We start from the raw sequence: 15,504 nt of genomic DNA on the forward strand, positions 1-15,504 counted from the left end.
CCGCCGCTCGGCCATCGAGATGTCGGCGCGCATTCGGCTGCGCCCGATCCTGATGACCACGGCCGCGATGGTGACGGGTCTGATCCCGCTCCTGACCGCGACCGGCGCCGGCGCGGCCAGCCGCTTCTCGATCGGCCTCGTGGTCGTCGCGGGCATGTCGATCGGCACGCTGTTCACGCTGTTCGTGCTGCCGGCGGTCTACGTGGTGCTGGCGACCGACCATCGCGCGGCCGCCGATTCGGAGCGGAACAAGCAGGTCAACGAGCTCGATCTTGGCTCCAAGGCCTTGCGGCCGACCTGAGGCGGGTTCAATCGAAGCCGAAAAGCGGCAATGGCAATCGCTGTTGCCGCTTTTTTGTTATGCCGTGCTAGTCTCCCGCCGGGTGTCGTTGTGCCCCGGCACGGACATCATGATGAGGCGCCGCGAATTCCTGGGCGGGCTCGGTTCTGTCACGCTGCGGCGGCCGTTTGCGGCAGCAGCGCAGGCGGGCAAGGTCTATCGGCTCGCGACAGTGACGCCGAACGCCCCGGCCACCGAAACCAGCCCGGCGGGCCAAATCCTGATCAAGGTGTTGGGCCAGCGCGGTTTCGTCCTCGGTCAAAACCTGACCTTCGAGCCGCGCGGGGCGATGAGCGATGTCGCAAAGCTTCCCGGGCTGGTTGCCGAACTGAAGACGCACCACGCTGATGCCATCGTGATCATCGCTAGCCGACCGCAATGGCTGCCAAAGCGGCGGGCATTCCCACCGTGACGGCCAGCGGTCGCTTCCGTCCTTGAACGGGGAAGCGTGGTTGGGCGTACATTGCTCGATGGCAAGACGGTCCACGTCCCGGATGTGCAGGCCGACCCCGAATTTGCGCCCTCGTCCGCGCGAAGGCGTTCTAACCCACGTACGATGCTTGGGGTGCCTCTGCTCCGAGAGGGGCTTACCGATTGGGGTGTTCGTCCTGCCGATCAGGAAGTCGGCAGTGAGATACCGATAGCGAAACCGCCTGGAATAATTTGGCCAGCACGGTGCCGCGCTTGAGCGCCGAATAGACGCCCATCAGGATGCCGAAAACCATTGCAAATACGGTCGCCCAGATCGCAAGTTCCAGTGTTGCAGGCATACGCTCCATAAATAGCGCCGAGACCGGCTGGCGGAACTGATAGGAGACGCCGAACTTGAACTGCGCGGCATTGCCGAAATAGCGCATGGACTGCACTGGAACGGGGTCATCGAGACCGAGCGATTTGCGCACGGCTTCGCGTTCGGCCGCCGACGTATCGATCGAGACGATCTGGTTGACGGGGTCGCCGGCGAAGCGGAACGTCGAGAACGCGATGATGCCGACGGCGAACATGACGCCGATGGCCTGAACGGCGCGGCGAAGAGTGAAAGCGAGCATTCCTTCCACCTTCCTGGGTGTGTGTCTGGCTGACGTCTTTGTCAGCCGGAAAAGGAAAGGTCCCGGAAGCCTGACGCTGCCGGGACCCTGGGTTCAACTGGCGCTATTCCTGCTTGGTCGCCCAGTGGAACATGACGAGGTTGTCCGCGTGCTGCGGCAGGTTGACCTTTTTCGATACGCCCCAGGCCAGCGCCTGCTGGTGCAGGGGGATGTAGGCCCAGTCCTTGATGCTGATCTCATACGCCTGCTTGATCAGTTGATTGCGTTTGGCGGTGTCGGTTTCGACCAGCACCTTGTGATGGCGTCGAACTCCTTGCAATGGCCACCAAGATTGGCCTCGCCACGCGAGGATTTCGCATCGTCACGGCACCCCATGTGTCATTCAGCACATTGTGGGAATCCATCGTGCTCGGCGTCCAGCCCAGCATGAAGAACGAGGTCTGGTAGCCACCTTGCTTCAGCACCTTGGCGAAGTACTGCGCCTTGGGGCTGTGCCAGCAGATTGATTTTGACGCCGATGCGGGCAAGCATGCCGACCACGGCCTGGCAGATCGCGGCATTGTTGACATAGCGATCGTTCGGACAATCCATGGTGACCTCGAAGCCGTCGGGGTAGCCGGCCTCGGTCAGGAGCTTCTTGGCGCCGTCCAGATCGAATTTCGGCGGCGTAAAATCCTTGGACCGTGCGAACAGCTCCGGCGCGATCATCAACGCGGACGGCGTCGACAACCCTCGCATCACGCGCGTTGATCAGCTCGACGTCGAGCGCCTTGTAGAAGGCTTCGCGGACCTTAACGTCCTTAAAGGGATTCCTGCCCTTGATGTTGGAGTAGAGCAGCTCGTCGCGGGTCTGATCGAAGCCGATGAAGATGGTGCGCAGCTCCGGGGCCTTCAGCACCTGGGCATTTGGGCTGGAATCGACGCGGGAGATGTCCTGGATCGGCACCGGGTCGATGACGTCGACCTCGCCCGAGAGCAACGCGGCGACACGGGTCGCGTCGGAGGCGATCGGGGTGAAGATGATCTCCTTCAGGTTACCTTCCATCTTGCCCCAGTAATTGGGGTTGGCCTTGAACACCTTCTTCACGCCGGGCTGATGTTCGATGATGAACGGACCGGTACCATTCTCGTGTAGCGAGGCGTAGCTCGGCGAGGTCGCGGACACCGGCGTCGGCTCGACGGCCTTGTTCTCCTCCGCCCATTATTTTTTGTCCAGAATGTACCAGACATCCCATGCCGAATTCAGGATGGGATTGGGCGAGGGTAGGATGAAATCGACAGTGTACGCCGCATCGAGGTGGCGCGGACACCGCACACTTCCCGGCCGTGAAGGAGCTTGCGAGCTTCGACTTCGAGGCGCAGCCGTCGATCGATCCAAAGCAGATCCGTGACCTGGCCGCGTCACGATAGATCACCGACGGCGAGAACGTACTGCTGCTCGGGCCGCGCGGCGTCGGTAAGACGCACCTGTCCATTGCACTCGGGCGAGAGGCAATCCTGGTCGGGTATACGGTGCAGGTCACCACGGTGACGACGCTGGTCGCTGGCCTCGCCAAGGCGCACTGCGAGCGACGCCTGGACGAGAAACTGCTCGCGTTGTCGAAGCCAAAGCTGCTGATCGTCGTCGAACTCGGTTACCTGCCGCTGGAGCCCGAGGCGGCGCATCTGTTCTTCCAGCTAGTTAGGTTAGCCGCCGCTACGAAACCGGCGCCATGCTGATCACGTCGAACCGCAGCGTTGCCGAATGGGGCACCCTGTTCGTCGATCGCGTGGTCGCCACCGCCATCCTCGACCGGCTCTTGCACCACAGCCACGTGCCGAACATCCGCGGCGACAGCTACCGGCTCCGCGCCAAGCGAAAGAGCGCCCGCTGACGGCCCTCCGGTCGGCTCCGCCTCCCTCCGCCCGTCACCGGCGGAGCCAACCTTCAATCGACATCATGAACGCGAGGGTGGGGGCAGTTCTGCATGACGCAAAGGGGGCAGTTCCGAATGGCGTTTGACAGGCGCGCCGCATCGACACAGTCCCAACGAGCGCTGAATTCACCGATCCGGCCCGTCATATTCCGCCCAACAATCGGTCGTCTCGTACACCCTCACGCTCGAGAGTTGCACAAGGCGCGGTTTCGCGTGCTGCCAGATCCAGATGGCGATATTTTCCACCGTCTGATTTTCCCAGTCCCGGGACTTCATTCAGGCAATGGTGATCGAGTCTTTAGAAAGAAGGCCGAACGCTTCTTCCATGTTGAAGAAATCCATTACGAACCCGGTGCGCGGATCGACGGGCCCGTTCAGCACGATCTCGACGCGATAGGAATGACCGTGCGTCCGATGACACGATGTGTCTGCGGGACGTTTGGAAATCGGTGCGCTGCCTCGAACTTAAATACCTGAGATATCTTCATCTGATGCCGGGACGTGGGATTGCACGCTGATTCGACATTTCCGATGAGCGAGGCATTACGCGACGGCTTGCCGCATAGGGTCGACGGCGTCAGGGCCGTCTCGTGGGCCGAAGCAGAAATCGCCCGAGCTCCCTCTCATCGAACCGCCGGCATAGCTTCCGGCTGCGGCTACACGAATTTTGAGTTCGTGTCCGCGGGTGATGGCCAGCGCGGCGCGATTTGCTGACGCAAATCCAATTACCACGCCGGCCGGGACCAGCAGCCTGCCGTGGATCGTCGCCGAACCACAACTGTGGTTCTGGGCACGTTCCTTCCGTGTGCCATGCAGACGATGGAGCGTCTACTACAAGATCCGGTAGATGCCAAAGCCAACTTGTCGCCCTAGGGTCCGGCCGCGTTCCCCGCCGATCATCATCGAGGAAAAGAAATGAACGAAACCCATGAGAAGTCAACAAAGGGCAGAACGGCACAATATGACTGGCAGAACCTGGGTGGCTACCCACGAACACCTCAATCAGGATCCTCGTTGTTCTGACTTAAGAGCCGCAGAAGGCTACGATTGGCGAGAGGCATATGCCTAGGGGAAAATCGACCAACGCAAAAATCAGCTTGTGAAACGTCAAATGGATCCACGCGATCACGGCGATCGATGGGCGCAGATAAACTTATGTACCACTGTGCAAGAGCAGCTCCGGCGAGGGTTGCGCTGAGTACGCGATCAGCGAATTTGGAAAAGCTCGCGACACGTTCATCCATGAATGAGCCGGATACAGAATTCGCGCTCGAGAGCGAGCGAAATTTGATGCCACAGAAGAAACAGCACATCGATCTATCGGACCCGAATCTCTCAAGCCTTATCCTGCGGCTCGCCATTCCATCTGTTGTTGGGTTATCGATCCATGCGTTACAGCAGGTCGTCAATGCGATCTTTGTTGGCGCACTTGGCGCGCAGGCGATCGCAGCTGTGAGCATGACCTTGCCGATCATGGTCCTGCTCGCGGCAGCCGGACAGGGGATCGGTGTTGGAACGGCGTCCTTCATATCTCGTCATCTGGGCGCTCGTGAGTACCTAGAGGCGAGTCGAGGCGCAAGTACAGCTCTCGCGCTCACCGCTCCGACTGGTATCATAGTTACCGTCGCTCTGCTTCCAAGTCTGCCAGCGATATTCGCAACCTTCGGAGCGACTCCAACCATCATGCCCGTGGCGCTCGACTACGCGGGAACGCTTTTGTTCGGGAACACCCTGATGCTTCTAAACATCGTCAGCGGATTCATTGTCAGAGCCGAAGGCGATACGCGATTCAGCATGTGGGCAATGCTTACCGGGTTTCTACTGAACGCTGTGCTTGACCCCGTCTTCATATTCTTGTTTGACCTTGGTGTGCGTGGCGCAGCCCTCGCCACGCTGGTATCGCAGATCGCTGCTATCGGACTCTATATCGCGTATTTTACGAAGCTTGGCGGGACAGTTCTCGTCAGGATATCTCATATGTCATTGCGAGCAGATCGCATCAGACAGCTCGTGTCGGTGGGCGCGCCAGCGACAATGACGAGTATCTTATCGGCACTTGCGGTTATGCTCTTGTACGGAGCTGCTGCACCGTTCGGCGATGATTCCATCGCCGCAGTTGGAATAGCTGTGCGAATCTTGATGGTCGGCGCACTGCCTATCACCGGGTTCTGCATAGGCGCTCAAGCTGTCCTGGGTTTCGCTTGGGGCGCACGCGACTATGTTCGTATTCTGAAGGCTGCGAAGTTCATGCTCTTCGTGACGGTCGCATTCTCCATCGCGTATTCTGCGGCCGTTGTGGTTTTTGCAAGGCCTTTGGTGACCCTATTTAGCGATAACGAGAATGTCGCGGAAATAGCCGTCTCGTCCTGCATCGTGTTTCATCTCTTCTTTGGACTGTTTGGGGTTCAGAGTTTCGTGACGGCAATGCTCCAGGCGTTTGGGAGAGCACGCCTCAGTGCAACTGTGGCCCTGGCGAGGCAGGGCTATCTCTTCATACCGGCCGTACTGTTATTCCCGGTGGTTGCGGGTTTCGATGGACTGTTAGCTAGTCAAGCAATCGCTGAGCTGGGCGCCGGAATGATCGCTCTGTTCGTCATGTTCCACCAGTTCGGTGAGCTCAGACGAGCGCTCCAGCACCGTGGTTCAAAAGCGATCGGGATAGCGGGTTGGCCTTAGAACGGATGTCATCGAGCCCAGAGCATTGGGCGCAAGCCTCCTGACAAGCTCGCGGCAAGATGCGCTGCCAGTGGGCACGGATTTTGCGGGCTCGCGGGCGTGCGATCGGCACGGTCCTTTCCATCGGTGCTCCTCGCACTCGCGGATCGCACCGGCTCGCCTAGCGGACGGATCGGGCAGTTCGGCGAGCGATAGCCGATGTGCTCCCGCTCGCCAGGCGGGGTGCCTTTTTGCGAGCTCGGTTGGCGGGACGGCAAGGGTTCTACGCGCGAAAGGCTCGGCTTTAGCAGAGTGGGTGGTTTCTGCGCTTATGCAGGTTTGTCTCTTAACCCGGGTCTTTGGAGCTGACTTGAATGCCGCCGCTATGGGTCGACACTTCGCAGGATGCTCTTGAATTTTCGCCTGCCACGATTCGCTGTTGGGCCGTCGTGGCCGCCTCGGTCAATCTCGCTTTCATCGCATTGGTCATATTTTTGGCGTGACCGCGAGACGCAATCTTGCTGATTGGATTAGTTGTCTCGCCCACATCTGAAACGCGCAACACGCACTAGGGAGCTCGGTGCTCTGAAGCACAAGCAGTCCGATGTTTCATATCCAGCCTCATGAGCTATCGTGACTATCTACACTGGGCCAGTGTTTGAGATGGCCGTAAGGCAATTCGAACTGATCGCGAATTATCTGGGGATACCAGACGACGTCAGACCCGCCTGCCGATGCCCGAAGCGATCTGTCACGGTGTCGTGCCCAATTCACCGTGATGACGGCACAACGGCGGTTTTTGAAGGCTCTCGGGTGCAGCACCTTACACTTGGCCCTACTAAGGGGCACCAGATTCGGGCCAACCGTCGACCTTGGCGAAGTTGCAGCGCTTGCGATCTGGATGAGCTGGAAGTGTGCCCTGGTCGGATTGCCATATGGCGGCGCCAAGGGCGGAATTAACGTCGACCCTTCTAGCTTGTCGAACCGTGAGCTTCAGACTCTGTCGCGCCGGTATATGCGTATATGCTGGAAATGATCCCGTTTCCCGAAGACCATCGCACTGCGATTGGTAATGATGACGGGACCAACGCAAACCTCGTGCCGAAGAGAGTTCGAGGCTCTGCAGGCACTCCGTAAGGTGTGTAGCGTCAAGTTGCTGACATTTGCTCGAGACTGACAGTCTGCGCTGCTATCGTCCGACAGGACGTTGCGCTTCGAACAGTTGTCCCATCGCCCCTCAGTACGCGGAACGCGCGTTAATGTAGGGCATTCAACTCCGCATCGTTCAGCGCGGTGATCGAGGAAGCGCTGCTCGGCGTCATCTGTCCCGGGGCGATCGCCGCTACAATCGCGGCCGCCAAGATCAGGTGCGTGATGCTCTCCGCCGACGTCATCCAGCCGTGCGCCAACTGGTGCTGATCGCCAGCGACGATCTCATTGCTGGCCTCCTCAATCGCAATGGCCTCAACACCGGCAACGGCAATCGCGTACCCGCGAGCGCGCCACATCAATGCGCTCAAACAACCACATCCCGGTGTTTAAGCCCGCCGATGGCGGAGTAGTGTGGTCGCCGCCGGGCCGTGTCCCCGTTGGTCTGCTTCACCGGCAGATCGACATTGTACTCGTGGGGCCAGCAAAGCGCCTGTCGCGCGCCGCCCAGTTCCTCGACCTTGTCGAACACATCTTGATCGCTTCCTGGACACGCCGATCCGGGTCTTTCACATAGCGGTCGCCGGCCTTCATGAAGCCGACGGGCGCTGCCACAACCAACTCGCCCGCGGCGCGCCTTCTATTAGCGTGCCGAGAGCGAGGGCTGGCGCAACAGATCCGGTTCGTACTCGTTGAGGCTGCCCTTGAGCCCGAGCAGCAGGCGGTCGTTTCCATGCGTCGATGCGTAGATGGTCTCGGTATCAACCACGCGGCACATCTCGATGAGTTGCTGCCAATCCCGACTGAAGATCGTCATCGAGCGCGTGCAGGATTGCGAGCGAAGCGCGAGACCTCGAGGGCGCAAACCGCACCAACTTACCAAGGAAAACTGCGCTCAGGAGAGGCCCTTGCGGCACCCGCTGAGCTGTGCGTCATAAACGGAACGCTGCCATTGTAGCTCAGCGCTCGCTTGCAGGCAGCAGACCGATCAGCGCTTTAGCCTCGGACTTCAGAACTACAATCGCAGCCTTCCGAGCATCTGCATCAAAGCGCGTCCGAATGGCGGAGACCGAGAGGGCGCCGCGCAATTGGCCATGAACGTCGATCACAGGCACAGCTGCGGCCGCGACCTCAGGATCCCGCTCGCCGATCGAGACGTAGGAGCCACGATCTCTGACCTTCTTTCCATCGGCTGATGCAGAATCGCGGTAGGCGGTAAGAACACGGCCGGCAGCGCCGCGGTCAATCGGCAATCGCTGACCCTCTTCGAGGTGATGCCGGACCGAACGCGGAGAATTGACGCGATAAAGGCAGATGCGCTCGTCGCCGTCCGCGATGTAGAAGGATGCGGTCTCTCCGGTTGCCTCGACCAGACGATGGAGCGAGGGTCTGATCAGGTCACCGAGGTCGAGCCCGCGCTGATAGAGCGCCCCAAGGCGCCATAGCTCCGGTCCGGGTCGAAATAGCCGGTCCGTACCCCGCACCAGGAAGCCATCCGCCTCCAGAGATGCGGCAAGGCGAAGGACTGTGCTCTTGTACAGGTCAGTCGCATCCGCAATCTCCGTCAGCGTCATCGCGGCGCGCTCCGGGTCGAACGCCTTAAGGATTGCCAGTGCCCGCGCGACCGCATCAACCCCTGTTCTTACCATCGATACCTCTGGTTCTGCTGTGCAGAACCAATAGTCAGAATGACGCCAGGAGTCCACCCAGTTAGCGCGAGGGCCATTCTGCACATCAGAATACCGATTGACTCCTCGTGAGAACGCGAGCTACTCGGTTCCAGGTGCCAGAACAAGTTCTATGGAGCGAAACAATGGGGCGGCCGGGACTTGCCGTGGACTTGCACGAAGTCATGATTCGCTTTGGCGACTTCACGGCCGTCAAAAGCATGAACCTCCAGGTGGCCGAGACTGAATTCGTTGCAGTGGTGGGGCCGACCGGCTGCGGAAAATCCACCATTCTCAACACTGTCACCGGACTGCTGAAGCCCGCCGCCGGCGACGTTCGCATTTTCGGCAAGTCTCTTACGGGCCTGAACGGTCAGTCCGGCTACATGCTTCAACAGGAAGGGCTGCTGCCCTGGAAGACCGCCCAGGACAATGTCGGCCTCGGGCTCGTCTTTCAGGGCAGCTCGATCGCGAAAGCGCGCGAGCAGGCACGGCCCTGGCTCTCCAAGGTCGGATTGAAGGGATTCGAGGAGCGCTATCCGCATCAATTGTCCGGCGGCCAGCGCAAGCGCGTTGCGATGGCACAAACGCTGATCATGGAGCCCAAAATCGTTCTCATGGATGAGCCGTTCTCCGCGCTGGACGTTCACACACGCCGACTCATGCACCGCATCCTGCTTGACCTCTGGCAGGCGGACCGGCGCTCGCTCATCTTCATCACCCATGATCTCGATGAGGCGATCACGCTAGCGGACCGCGTCGTTGTGATGTCTGCCGGTCCCGCCAGCCGCATGGTTGCCGACGTCAGGATCACGCTGCCTCGTCCGCGCGATGTTTCTGCGCTGCAGACCACCGACGAATTCGTCGCGCTCTATCGTGAAATCTGGTCGCTGCTCGGCGCCGAAGTGGAGAAAAGCTATGTCACGCAGGGGTAGGGTCGCTCTCACGCAGTTCGCCATCCTCCTTGGCCTGATCCTGATCTGGGAATTGGGCGTGTGGGCCGGACTGATCGATCCCTTCTTCTTTCCGGCACCGTCGACACTTGTCGTAAGGATCGGGGAGTGGATATCGATGGCGGACTTTTGGACCGATATAGGCATAACATTGCTGGAGACGGTCCTGTCATTCCTGGCTGGCATCGGGATCGGCACAGCACTTGGTATCTGGCTGGGCTTAAGCCCGTTTGCTGCCGAAGTCGTTCAGCCCTTTATCAAGATGTTCAATGCAATCCCGCGGATCTTGCTTGGACCCATTTTCGTCATCTGGTTCGGATTGGGCCTCACCTCCAAGGTTGCGCTCGGCGTCACGCTGGTTCTATTCGTCGCATTCTTCAACACCTTCCAGGGCGTCCGCGAGGTCAATCCGGTCGTGCTGGCGAATGCCCGCCTGCTGCGTGCATCGAAGTCGTCCCTGCTACGGCACGTCTACCTGCCGTCCGCTACGACCTGGATTCTGTCGAGCCTGCGGGTGTCAGTCGGCATGGCCGTGATGGGAGCCGTGGTCGCCGAATATCTCGGCTCGTCCGCAGGATTGGGGCACTTAATTGCGCAGGCCGAAGGCGTCCTCGATGCGACCGGAGTGTTCGCAGGAATTGTCGTTCTCGCCGCCTTCGTCGTTGTCCTCGATGCCATCGTCGACTGCGCGGAAAAGCGGCTCCTGGTCTGGCGGCCGGCGCCTGCGCACGAAAGCTGATCGTACGCTCTCCCACCAATCATGGAGGTTCGCATGCACGTTTCCATAAGACTGACGCCGGTCGTGGCGCTGGCCGCATTCTCGGTCATTTTGGCGCATGCCACCGAGCCCGAGAAAACAAAATTGAAGATCGCCATGGGGTCACAGATCCTCAACTATATGCCTGTCGAACTTGGAGTGAAGCTTGGCTCCTTTAAGGAAGAAGGCCTTGACGTTGCCGTCGAGAACTTCCAGGCCGGTGGCTCAAAGGCTCTGCAGGCCCTGATCGGCGGCTCCGTCGACGGGACTATCGGCTTTTACGATCACACCATTCAGATGCAGGCGCAGGGTAAACAAATTTCCTGCGTGTTCCTGCTGAACGACATTCCCGGCGTCCTGCTCGGTGTCCGCAGCGACCTCGCCGACAAGGTCAGAACCGCCGCCGACCTGAAGGGTCTCAGGCTCGGGATCACGGCGCCGGGGTCATCGACGGAGACTATGGCGCGTTACTACATCAAGAAATCAGGATTGGGTCCACGCGATGTCAACGTCATTGCCGTCGGCAGCGGCGCACCGGGCATGGTGGCGCTTGAGGCCATGAACGTCGATGCCCTGGTCTATTTCGATCCCATCGCGACGCTTCTCGCGCGCAAGAAGAGCGCGACAGCGCTGTTCGATGCGCGCACGATCGAAGGCTCAAAGCAGGCCTTCGGCGGATCCTATCCGACCGCGTGTCTCTACCTTCAGCAGTCCTTCATCGATAAAAATCCCGAAACGGTCCAGCGCCTGGTCAACGCCTTGCTCAAAACTCACCGCTGGATCAACGCAACGCCGACGGAGCAGCTCGTCGATACGATTCCTCCTGGTTACAAGACTGACAATCGCGAGGTGAATATCGAAATCATGAACGCATCGAAAGCGCTCTTCTCGCGAACCGGGCAGATGGACATTGAGGCGGCCAAGGTCCCGCTGGCTGTCCTGAGCGACTCTGATCCAAAAATCGCTGCCGCAAAGATCGACTTGAACAAAACCTTCACCAATCGCTTCGCCGAACGCGCCGCTCAACAACTGAAATAGCTGCTCGCAGACCAAGCCCTCACCATCGGATCACCTAAGGAAGGCTTCTTCAGATGTCTCTGCCGCTCACCGGCATCCGCGTCCTGGACCTGTCGAACGTGTTAGCCGGTCCGTTCTGCGGTTATCATCTCGCGCGTCTTGGCGCGGAGGTCATCAAAGTCGAAAATCCGAACGGCGGCGACCTCGCGCGGCGCCTCGGCGCCGATCCGCAAAGGGCAGAGCGCCTGCAGGGCCTCTCTTTTGTCGCGGTGAACGCCGGCAAGCAATCCGTGGCGCTGGACTTGAAGTCGGAATCGGGCCGCGAGGTATTCTTGCGGCTCGTCAAGGAAGCAGATGTGGTGCTCGAAAACTTCCGGCCGAAGGTGATGGAACGGCTTAGCCTAGGCTTTGATGTGCTCAGCAGGCAGAACCCGCGTCTGGTGTACTGCGCGATCTCCGGCTTTGGGCAGAGCGGGCCGTGGTCCGCCCGTCCTGCCTATGACCAGATCGTTCAGGGTCTGTCTGGTGCCATGAGCGTCACTGGCGATATGGCCTCGGCTCCCCTGCGCACGGGCTTTCCGATCTCCGACACGATTGCGGGACTGACTGCTGCCTTTGCCATCGCCGCGGCTCTGGTCGACCAGCGGCATAGCGGCCGCGGTCGGTTCATTGACGTGTCCCTGCTCGAAGCCACCGTCGCAGCGATGGGATGGGTCGTCTCCAACCACCTGAACGCTGGCGTCGAGCCGCAACCCATCGGCAACGAGAACTTCACCGCGGCTCCCTCCGGCACGTTCCGCACCGCAACAGGCCTGCTGAACATTTCCGCCAACGAGCAGAAGCAGTACCAAGCCCTATGCGACCTGATTGGCCGACCGGACCTGAAGACGGATCCACGCTTTGCTGGGCGCGAGATGCGCAAGGTCAATCGCGCAGCGCTGAACACGGAGTTGAACAAGGCGTTGGGTTGCAAGCCCGCTGACGAATGGGAGACCCAAATGAATCTGGCTGGAGTCCCCGCAGGCTGCGTGCTGACGGTCTCGCAAGTTTTGCAGCAGCCACAGCTCCTCGAGCGCGGATTCGTCGAGACTTTGGCCCCAGAACAAGACGGTGCGCAGCCGTTACGAATCACGCGGCCGGGCTTCCGGCTGGATGAGGAGTTTTCGGTGCCTTCACCACCTGCGACGCTCGGAGCAGACACCGAGCGATGGTTGCAGCGGCTCGGCTATTCGTATGCGGAGGTCGAGCAACTGGTCTCAAGCCGGGCCGTCGGGACACCAAAGCAAGGAGGGGTTGATTTCCTGCCCGTCCGCGTGGCCGCGGACGGACCAATATCATGATATTCGACGGCTTGCGGCGGTTGGCAATCGGCAGGTTGAAGGGGCGGAACCGGAAATGAGCGAAGAAGAATTGCGACAGCAAGCGGCCCGTTGGTGGCGAACCTCCATCTGCGACATCGCGCCCGGTCGCATCGCCTATCGGGGTTACCCAATCGAAGATTTGATCGGCCGGATTTCCTTTCCCGCCATGATCTGGCTGATGTTGCGCGGCGATCTGCCGACGCCAGCGCAGGAGCGGCTGCTGCAAGCTGCGCTGGTCGCGTCCGTTGACCACGGTCCGCACGCGCCCTCCATCGCAATTGCGCAAATGGCGGTGAGCTGCGGGCTGCCCCTGAACGGTGCGATGGCCTCCGCGATCAATACACTCGATGACGTGCACGGCGGAGCAGGGGAGCAGGCGGTCGAACTCTACGAAGATGTGCTGCGGAGGCGCGATGGCCTAGAGATCGGCGAGGCCGCGGCCGCCGCAATCGACCATTTCACCGCAAGGCGCGGCAAATATCTGCCCGGCTTCGGCCACCGGTTTCATCCGGTCGACCCGCGCGCGGCACCGCTAATGGCGCTGGTGGATGACGCAGGTGCTGAGCGCAGTGTCAGCGGCGACTATGCCAAGGCCGCCCGCGCGATCGAGCGCGTGATGCAGCAGCGCAAGGGCAAACTCATCCCAGTGAACATTGATGGCGCGACCGCGGTCATTTATGGCGAGCTCGGCTTCGCGCCTCCGCTGGCGCGCGGCGTCTTCTGCCTGTCGCGCGCGGTCGGAATCCTGGCCCACGCCTGGGAACAGACCAGGCGCAAGGATCGTAACAAGGGACCGATGCCCAAGCAGTTTGGCTACAAATACGAGGGACAGCCGCGCCGCACGCTGGGAGGCGCGTCATGATGTATCTCGACAAGCCGCCTCAGCTGGTTGAGACCCGCGTGTTCTCGTCGATGCCGGCGGAATTTCGTCGCCCTGGTGTTTCCTCGAAATGGGCGGATGCCAACCGCGGGGGCCATCCGGTGGATTGTTTCATCGAGGGGCCGTCGTTCGCCAAGGCCGGGAATCTCTACGTCGTCGATATCCCGCGGCCGCATTTTTCCGGATTTCGCCCGGCGGCATCTGGTCTCTGATAATCGAATATGACGGCTGGCCGAATGGTCTGAAGATCGCACCTGATGGCCGGGAGCTGGTGGCCGATTAAATGAACGGCCCCATGGAGCTCGATCCGCAGCGGGATACTATCAGCCCGCTTCTGGGGCACCGCAATTCCGAGCCCTTCAGAGGCTGCAACGACCTGCATATCGCGACCAGCGGCGACATCTATTTCACCGATCAGGGGCAAACTGGATTGCGCGATCCGACCGGCCGGGTGTTCCGACTGTGTTCTCACGGCCGGCTCGATTGCCTGATTTCGAACGGGTCAAGCCCGAACGGGCTGGTGCTCAGTCCCGACGAGGCCGTGTTGCTCGTTGCAATGACGCGCGACAACAGCATCTGGCGCGTGCCGCTGATGCGTGACGGTGGGGTTGGGAAGGTGGGACGGTTCAGCCTATTCTTCGGGAACAGCGATCCTGACGGGCTGACGATGCATCAAAAAGGGCGGCTCTTTGTCGCGCACGCCTCCCTAGGCCACGTCTTCGTCATGGCGCCGAACGGCGAAACGATCGCCCGCATCAAGTCCTGCGCTGGCGCGACCTGCACGAACCTCCTATTGGAGGCGGCAAACGGCACATTGCTCATTACGGAATCCTCTACCGGATCAGTGTTGATGGCTGATCTCGCTCACTTTCCTTGAACGTTCGCCAGCAGGAGTGACAAGGTGGTACCGAATCCTTTTACGCGACGGTCCACCGAATGAAGATGCAGGAAGGAGCCCGGTAGATGATTGGCTTGCCAGTTGCCGAGGCATTGTACTTGGCGACGAATGGATCGCATTTGTGTGCGGTGATCCGAAACCGGCGTCAGTAAGGTCGCATTGTGTGGGAAGCACGAAAGAACGACTCGGCCATCGTTTGTAAGGCTGGGGTCGGGCTTCGCCCCCCAACGGGTCGCCGCCGACCTGGCTCCGCGCCTTTTAGCCGGGCAGGTTTCGGCTCGCGGGTCCACGAGCCTTGAGAAGACCAAGGTATCGCTTCGCACCATGAAGAACGATTTGATCGCTGATACCCGCCAAGAAGGTCGAAGAGGTAATCCGCTCGCAGTAGGAGTAAGCACCGCATCAGCGTCGAGGTTCTCGATCATCCTCGGCCGCGACGCACTGTCATAGCCTCTTGCGCGCGCGCAATCCTTCAACCCGATATCCCCTCTCCTCGTAGAAACGACGTACCCGTTGTAAAGCTGGATAGCCATCCGGGGGCAACGCAACCTCAATCATCTGCCAGCCTCGGCGCTTCGCCTCCGAATGTACCGCGTCGAGCAGATGCCGACCGTGGTCAGAGCTTCGGAAGTCGCGAGAAATCCATAGCTCCTGAAGCACACCGTACGCTCCGGCTGCTCTCACGGCCTGTACGGCCGAGGTGGCAGCGACCCCTACAATCTGCCGGGTGGCTTGTTCCTCGACGACAAAAATGAAGCCTCTTCGGAATCCTGAATCAGGCGCAAAGCAGCCTGCTTCGCGCCTTCAAGGCTGAACTCTGGTCCGGGACCACCTAATTCAGAAAGTAGCTTTCCGACGGCTT

Annotated in this window: 13 protein-coding genes and 6 pseudogenes; 11 read left to right on the plus strand and 8 right to left on the minus strand. The window is 60.3% G+C overall.

Annotated elements, in window-relative coordinates; genetic code table 11:
* Together IVB12_RS07790 and IVB12_RS07795 are read left to right on the plus strand one after the other, a co-directional pair.
* The coding region (locus IVB12_RS07790; protein ID WP_247297401.1) for an efflux RND transporter permease subunit at positions 1-301 on the plus strand (301 nt) is incomplete at its 5' end.
* A 112-nt stretch (positions 302-413) separates the two neighbouring features.
* A complete protein-coding gene (locus tag IVB12_RS07795; protein WP_247297594.1) occupies positions 414-752 on the plus strand; it encodes a hypothetical protein in 339 nt (112 codons plus the stop codon).
* Between the two features lie 209 nt (positions 753-961).
* Here the strand turns inward: IVB12_RS07795 and IVB12_RS07800 are convergent.
* Together IVB12_RS07800 and IVB12_RS07805 are read right to left on the minus strand one after the other, a co-directional pair.
* Positions 962-1,389: pseudogene (locus IVB12_RS07800) on the minus strand (ABC transporter permease); the annotation flags it as partial.
* A gap of 103 nt (positions 1,390-1,492) precedes the next feature.
* Positions 1,493-2,674, minus strand: a pseudogene (locus IVB12_RS07805) (ABC transporter substrate-binding protein); the annotation flags it as partial.
* A gap of 26 nt (positions 2,675-2,700) precedes the next feature.
* Between IVB12_RS07805 and istB the strand changes: the two are divergent.
* A pseudogene (gene istB / locus IVB12_RS07810) lies at positions 2,701-3,332 on the plus strand (IS21-like element helper ATPase IstB); the annotation flags it as partial.
* A 99-nt stretch (positions 3,333-3,431) separates the two neighbouring features.
* On the opposite strand, the pseudogene IVB12_RS07815 reads toward istB, so the two are convergent.
* A pseudogene (locus IVB12_RS07815) lies at positions 3,432-3,686 on the minus strand (6-carboxytetrahydropterin synthase).
* Positions 3,687-4,547: 861 nt separating this feature from the next.
* Here IVB12_RS07815 and IVB12_RS07820 point away from each other — a divergent pair.
* Entirely contained in the window at positions 4,548-5,981 is a 1,434-nt protein-coding gene (locus IVB12_RS07820) for an MATE family efflux transporter (protein WP_247297570.1), read from the plus strand.
* 612 nt (positions 5,982-6,593) lie between these two features.
* A pseudogene (locus IVB12_RS07825) lies at positions 6,594-7,004 on the plus strand (Glu/Leu/Phe/Val dehydrogenase dimerization domain-containing protein); the annotation flags it as partial.
* Positions 7,005-7,216: 212 nt separating this feature from the next.
* Here IVB12_RS07825 and IVB12_RS07830 read toward each other — a convergent pair.
* From IVB12_RS07830 to IVB12_RS07845, 4 genes are all read right to left on the minus strand, one after another.
* On the minus strand, positions 7,217-7,480 hold the full coding sequence (locus IVB12_RS07830; protein WP_247297403.1) for a hypothetical protein: 264 nt from the start codon (positions 7,478-7,480) through the stop codon (positions 7,217-7,219).
* Entirely contained in the window at positions 7,477-7,641 is a 165-nt protein-coding gene (locus IVB12_RS07835; protein WP_247297405.1) for a hypothetical protein, read from the minus strand. Before IVB12_RS07835 ends, IVB12_RS07830 begins: the two co-directional genes overlap by 4 nt.
* Before the next feature lie 111 nt (positions 7,642-7,752).
* Complete coding sequence (locus IVB12_RS07840; protein ID WP_247297407.1) at positions 7,753-7,926, minus strand: recombinase family protein; 174 nt, start codon at positions 7,924-7,926, stop codon at positions 7,753-7,755.
* Positions 7,927-8,068: 142 nt separating this feature from the next.
* Positions 8,069-8,758 carry an IclR family transcriptional regulator gene (locus IVB12_RS07845; protein WP_247297409.1) on the minus strand — a complete coding sequence of 230 codons (690 nt, stop codon included), beginning with the start codon at positions 8,756-8,758 and terminating at the stop codon, positions 8,069-8,071.
* 164 nt (positions 8,759-8,922) lie between these two features.
* On the opposite strand from IVB12_RS07845, the gene IVB12_RS07850 reads away from it, so the two are divergent.
* The 6 genes and pseudogenes from IVB12_RS07850 to IVB12_RS07875 all read left to right on the plus strand — a co-directional run bounded on the left by IVB12_RS07850 (position 8,923) and on the right by IVB12_RS07875 (position 14,621).
* Positions 8,923-9,711, plus strand: a complete 789-nt coding sequence (locus tag IVB12_RS07850; RefSeq protein ID WP_247297411.1) for an ABC transporter ATP-binding protein — start codon at positions 8,923-8,925, stop codon at positions 9,709-9,711.
* Positions 9,695-10,468 carry an ABC transporter permease gene (locus IVB12_RS07855; protein WP_247297414.1) on the plus strand — a complete coding sequence of 258 codons (774 nt, stop codon included), beginning with the start codon at positions 9,695-9,697 and terminating at the stop codon, positions 10,466-10,468. Before IVB12_RS07850 ends, IVB12_RS07855 begins: the two co-directional genes overlap by 17 nt.
* Positions 10,469-10,501: 33 nt before the next feature.
* Positions 10,502-11,524, plus strand: a complete 1,023-nt coding sequence (locus tag IVB12_RS07860) for an ABC transporter substrate-binding protein (RefSeq protein WP_247297422.1) — start codon at positions 10,502-10,504, stop codon at positions 11,522-11,524.
* Between the two features lie 53 nt (positions 11,525-11,577).
* Positions 11,578-12,843 carry a CoA transferase gene (locus IVB12_RS07865; RefSeq protein WP_247297424.1) on the plus strand — a complete coding sequence of 422 codons (1,266 nt, stop codon included), beginning with the start codon at positions 11,578-11,580 and terminating at the stop codon, positions 12,841-12,843.
* A 55-nt stretch (positions 12,844-12,898) separates the two neighbouring features.
* Entirely contained in the window at positions 12,899-13,726 is an 828-nt protein-coding gene (locus tag IVB12_RS07870; RefSeq protein ID WP_247297426.1) for a citryl-CoA lyase, read from the plus strand.
* Positions 13,723-14,621 (plus strand): annotated as a pseudogene (locus IVB12_RS07875) (SMP-30/gluconolactonase/LRE family protein). Before IVB12_RS07870 ends, IVB12_RS07875 begins: the two are co-directional and overlap by 4 nt.
* Before the next feature lie 465 nt (positions 14,622-15,086).
* Here the strand turns inward: IVB12_RS07875 and IVB12_RS07880 are convergent.
* Positions 15,087-15,395 (minus strand): GNAT family N-acetyltransferase, encoded by a 309-nt coding sequence (locus IVB12_RS07880; protein ID WP_346658489.1) that lies wholly within the window; start codon positions 15,393-15,395, stop codon positions 15,087-15,089.
* Between the last annotated feature and the right edge of the window lie 109 nt (positions 15,396-15,504).

Source organism: Bradyrhizobium sp. 179, from assembly GCF_023073535.1.
In the GTDB taxonomy this organism is placed as follows: Bacteria; Pseudomonadota; Alphaproteobacteria; order Rhizobiales; family Xanthobacteraceae; genus Bradyrhizobium.